Raw genomic sequence first — 3932 nt, forward strand, 5'->3', positions numbered from 1 at the left:
TCCTGACGTTAAGGGCGATCGCGTCCGCTTAAAAATACGCGGACACCATCGCCCTTAATGCTGGAGTTCGGAAGGTGACTTCCCCAGCCGCTTACAAATGGCGGAATAGAAGCTGCGATAAAGGCAAAAATCCGACCGCTCATGCAGGAGTACGACATTCCTGGTATGGCATGTGCCCATGCATCAACGGCGAGAGGATTGAGGGCAACTCAACGCCTATGGCCTTTAAGCCCCATAAAGTCAGCTGGCTCGACCCGCCGCAAGCACCTCAAGATAAGATGCTGGGTCAACAAAACCGGTTCGACCGAGGGCTTTGGTAGCTATGTGGCTTTTGTCCCCTCCGAGGGCTTTGGTAGCTATGTGGCTTTTGTCCCCTCCGAGGGCTTTGGTAGCTATGTGGCTTTTGTCCCCTCCGAGGACATTGGCATCGTTATCCTGGCGAATAAAAGCTACCCAAATAGATGACGCTGGCTCGGCTGTATTTATCATGAATTAAGAGCAGGAAGCGTCGTTTTTTTGACCAACTCATGAATCTTTGAGCTTCAAACACGAGGGTATAAAAAATTATAGGTGCTTCAGATCTTCCTTAAAAGCTTTGATCTCGGATGACCTATCGCACATTAGGTGGTGGAAACATTAGAAATCGAATGAAAAATCCGACAAGTCTATGGGAAACTGACCATCTCATTAGGGTGCTAATCATCGCCAATTGAAAGAATGGAAAACTGAGTTTGGCGCAGATGTTGTCGAGTCATGGCGCACTCAATAAGATCGTTTTGAGTAGAAAGAGCCCTGCGTGGGCTCTTTTTGTTAACGTCGACAATCAGTTTAGCGTCCGGTATGGCGACCTCTATTGTTTATCTATCGGCGCTGCGCCATCCGTAAGCGTCCGGCAAACACGCCTTTCTGACGCCATCCGCTTATCGGCGCGGTGTTGCACACGATCAACCCCCGGCTATTCGCCGAGTAAATCGAGCTCATCGCCAATCACGCCGAGGATCTATATCTGTTTTTCGACTTGTCGTTCGACGCACTGGTCGAACAGTTGGCGCATAAGTTGAAAACCGTCAAAGCTTTCATTGCGCTGTGTAACCGGGAGCAAATGCCGGCGATTGAGGTGCCTGGTTTGGTTTGCTACGAAGACTTGATCGCAGAGCAAAGCAGTAACTTCATCTGGTCTGAGTTCGATGAACGCACGGCATCATCGATGTGCTACACCTCAGGCACTTACAGGTAATCCAAAGGGGGGGCAGGATAGCTCGATGCGCTGAATGGCGTTCGGGGTAATCACTATCTGTTGGGGGATCTTGGTTGACGGTGGAGCTGTGCAAACCACCCTAAATCCCAAAGAGTACGAAACTGGCGATGAGAAAGTGCAGTAACGGTTCACGCAAGCAGCGCTTGATGAACGGTAATCGCGGTTGATCTGGCCCATAATCGGTAGAAGTCATTTGTCGCCCCACATTCAATCAAATGGTTTTTGATGCGAACTGGAGTATTGCCGCTAGCTCGAAAACTTCCACTTTGATTGATTACGGTCAGCAATCAAACCTATTTACATTAGCGATCAGCAGACCTAAAACTTGCCGCACAGCGAGTTTTTTATTCCGGTTCAGACCAAGAAATTGACTCCAAAAGTTTATACACAGCTCCGCCGGTATCTATCGGTAGGGTTAGAATGCATCAAGCAGACGCTGGCGCCTCGTCAATCGCGGTTGCCGTCAGGCTTTTTACCAATTGCTCTGCCGTCATAGGGCTGCCAAGTAAAAAGCCCTGCAAGGTGTGACAGCCTAGTTGCGTGAGCAGGTTTTGCTGTTCGGCGGTCTCCACGCCCTCGGCAACAATTTTGAGCCCCAGGGTTTGACCCAGTGCAACGATCGCCGAAACGATCGCCGCATCATCATTGCCTTGTGCCAACTCGGTGATAAAGCCACGGTCAATCTTCAGTTCATTGGCGGGTAGGCGTTTCAGGTAGAGCAGACTGGAGTAGCCCGTCCCAAAGTCGTCAATGGAGATGCTGACTCCCAGTCCCGCCAGTTGCTCAAGAATCACCAGGCTGGCTTCGGCATCGCGCATGGCCGTGGATTCAGTGACTTCCAGAACCAGAAAGCGCGCTTCCAGCGCATGACGCTCCAATGCCGAGCGTACGACATTGACCAAGCTGGCATGCCCTAGTTGAACGGTGGACAGATTGACCGCAATGCTCCAGTCCCGGTGTCCTTCAGCGTGCCATTGGCTCATTTGCCGGCACGCTTCGTCGATCACCCAGTTACCAATCGGAATGATAAGACCGGTCCTTTCGGCCAGTGGTAGAAAACGATCAGGCGGGACCAGGCCCAGCTGCGGATTTTCCCAGCGAATCAGGGCCTCGACTCCGATCATCGGGCCATTGGGGGCAAGCAGTTTAGGCTGGTAGTGCAGGAGAAATTCGCTTCGAGCCAGCGCCTGACGTAGGTCCTGTTGCAATTGCATCTGTTGATGGGCATTGGCATTCATTGCACTTTCAAAGAAACAGTAACCGTTGCGCCCCAGTTCCTTGGCGTGGTACATCGCGGCATCTGCGTTGACCATGAGTTCATCCGCAGTAAGGCCATCGTTGGGAAACAAGGCAATGCCGATGCTGGCCGACACGTATAGGGTATTGCGGGTGATGTTGTAGACATTTCCAATGCTTTCGATCAGCCGTTGAGCTAGTGCTGCGGCATCTTCGGGCTCGCCCGGATCGATCAGCAGAACGAACTCGTCGCCACCCAGACGCGCGGCGGTGTCCTCGCAGCGTTTTGTGTCGAGAATTCGTCGCGAGACCTCAATCAACAAAAGATCGCCTGCGTGGTGCCCATAGGCATCGTTGATGGCCTTGAATCCGTCCAAGTCCATGAACAATAATGCAAAATGGCGTTTTTCCCGCTTAGCTTTCTGAATGGCCTGGTCAAGACGATCATTCAGCAGAGCGCGGTTTGGCAGTTTGGTCAGATTGTCATGCAGCGCCAACTGCACCAGTTCGCTTGTGGCCTCGTCGAGTGATGCCGCCAGAAGGTTAGTACGTACGTCGAGCATGGAAATGATCAAGGCAATGGCGAATACCGCAAGGCTCACCACGATCACCAATACGGCCAGCCACTTGGTATCGATACCGCTGTTGGCCGCGCCGCAGAAACTTCCAACGGGAAACTGCGCCGCCGCCATTCCGGTGTAATGCATGCCGACGATGGCACACCCCATTACCAGCGACGCACCGATACGGGCATACGTCGCTCTTTTTGAGTCCCGACGCAGGCGGAAAGCGATCCACAGCGCGGCTCCCGAGGCAAGCACCGCGATGACAATCGACAGGGCAAAGATCCAGGGAATGTAGATGACGCTCGGAGTCATCAACATGGCGCTCATGCCGGTGTAGTGCATGGCGGCAACACCCGCACCCATCAACAGGCCGCCTAGGGCCAGACGCGGCCAAGGCAACTCTTTTTGGCAGACCAACCAGAGGGCAAAAGCCGAAGCAGTGATTGCGATCAATAACGACAGAATAGTGAGCGGTACGTCATAGCCCAGAGAGATAGGTAGGTTGAAGGCGAGCATGCCGATAAAGTGCATCGACCAGATGCCGAACCCCATGGCAAACGAGCCACCTATCAGCCATAACGCTGATGCTCTTCCGGTCGAGCTGGATACCCGACTGGCCATGTTAAGGGCCGTATACGAGGCGAGAATGGCGACAATCACAGAAAATGTGACGAATATACTGTTGTAGCTGCTGAGAAGCATGAACTTCCATCCTAGAGCGCACGCGGCGATGCTGTGTAATTTATACAAAGTGCAACTATAAACTGATTTCTCATATGGGGATGCGGACAAAAACTTGGACTGGTTATGCCGCGAAGCCCAGGCTCTCACGATACTCAACGGGACTGAGAGCGCCGAGGGAAATCTTTATA

Annotated in this window: 1 protein-coding gene and 2 pseudogenes; 2 read left to right on the top strand and 1 reads right to left on the bottom strand. The window is 52.6% G+C overall.

Annotation, left to right across the window (positions count from 1 at the left end; genetic code table 11):
• Window positions 1-282: 282 nt before the first annotated feature.
• Both FBY02_RS28955 and FBY02_RS28960 read left to right on the top strand, forming a co-directional pair.
• Window positions 283-465, top strand: a pseudogene (locus tag FBY02_RS28955) (hypothetical protein); the annotation flags it as partial.
• Between the two features lie 232 nt (window positions 466-697).
• Window positions 698-769: pseudogene (locus FBY02_RS28960) on the top strand (transcriptional regulator); the annotation flags it as partial.
• Between the two features lie 914 nt (window positions 770-1683).
• On the opposite strand, the gene FBY02_RS27950 reads toward FBY02_RS28960, so the two are convergent.
• A complete protein-coding gene (locus FBY02_RS27950) occupies window positions 1684-3762 on the bottom strand; it encodes a bifunctional diguanylate cyclase/phosphodiesterase (RefSeq protein WP_144931755.1) in 2079 nt (692 codons plus the stop codon).
• Window positions 3763-3932 lie beyond the last annotated feature (170 nt).

The sequence above is a fragment of the Pseudomonas sp. SJZ078 genome, from assembly GCF_007828255.1.
Lineage (GTDB): Bacteria > Pseudomonadota > Gammaproteobacteria > Pseudomonadales > Pseudomonadaceae > Aquipseudomonas.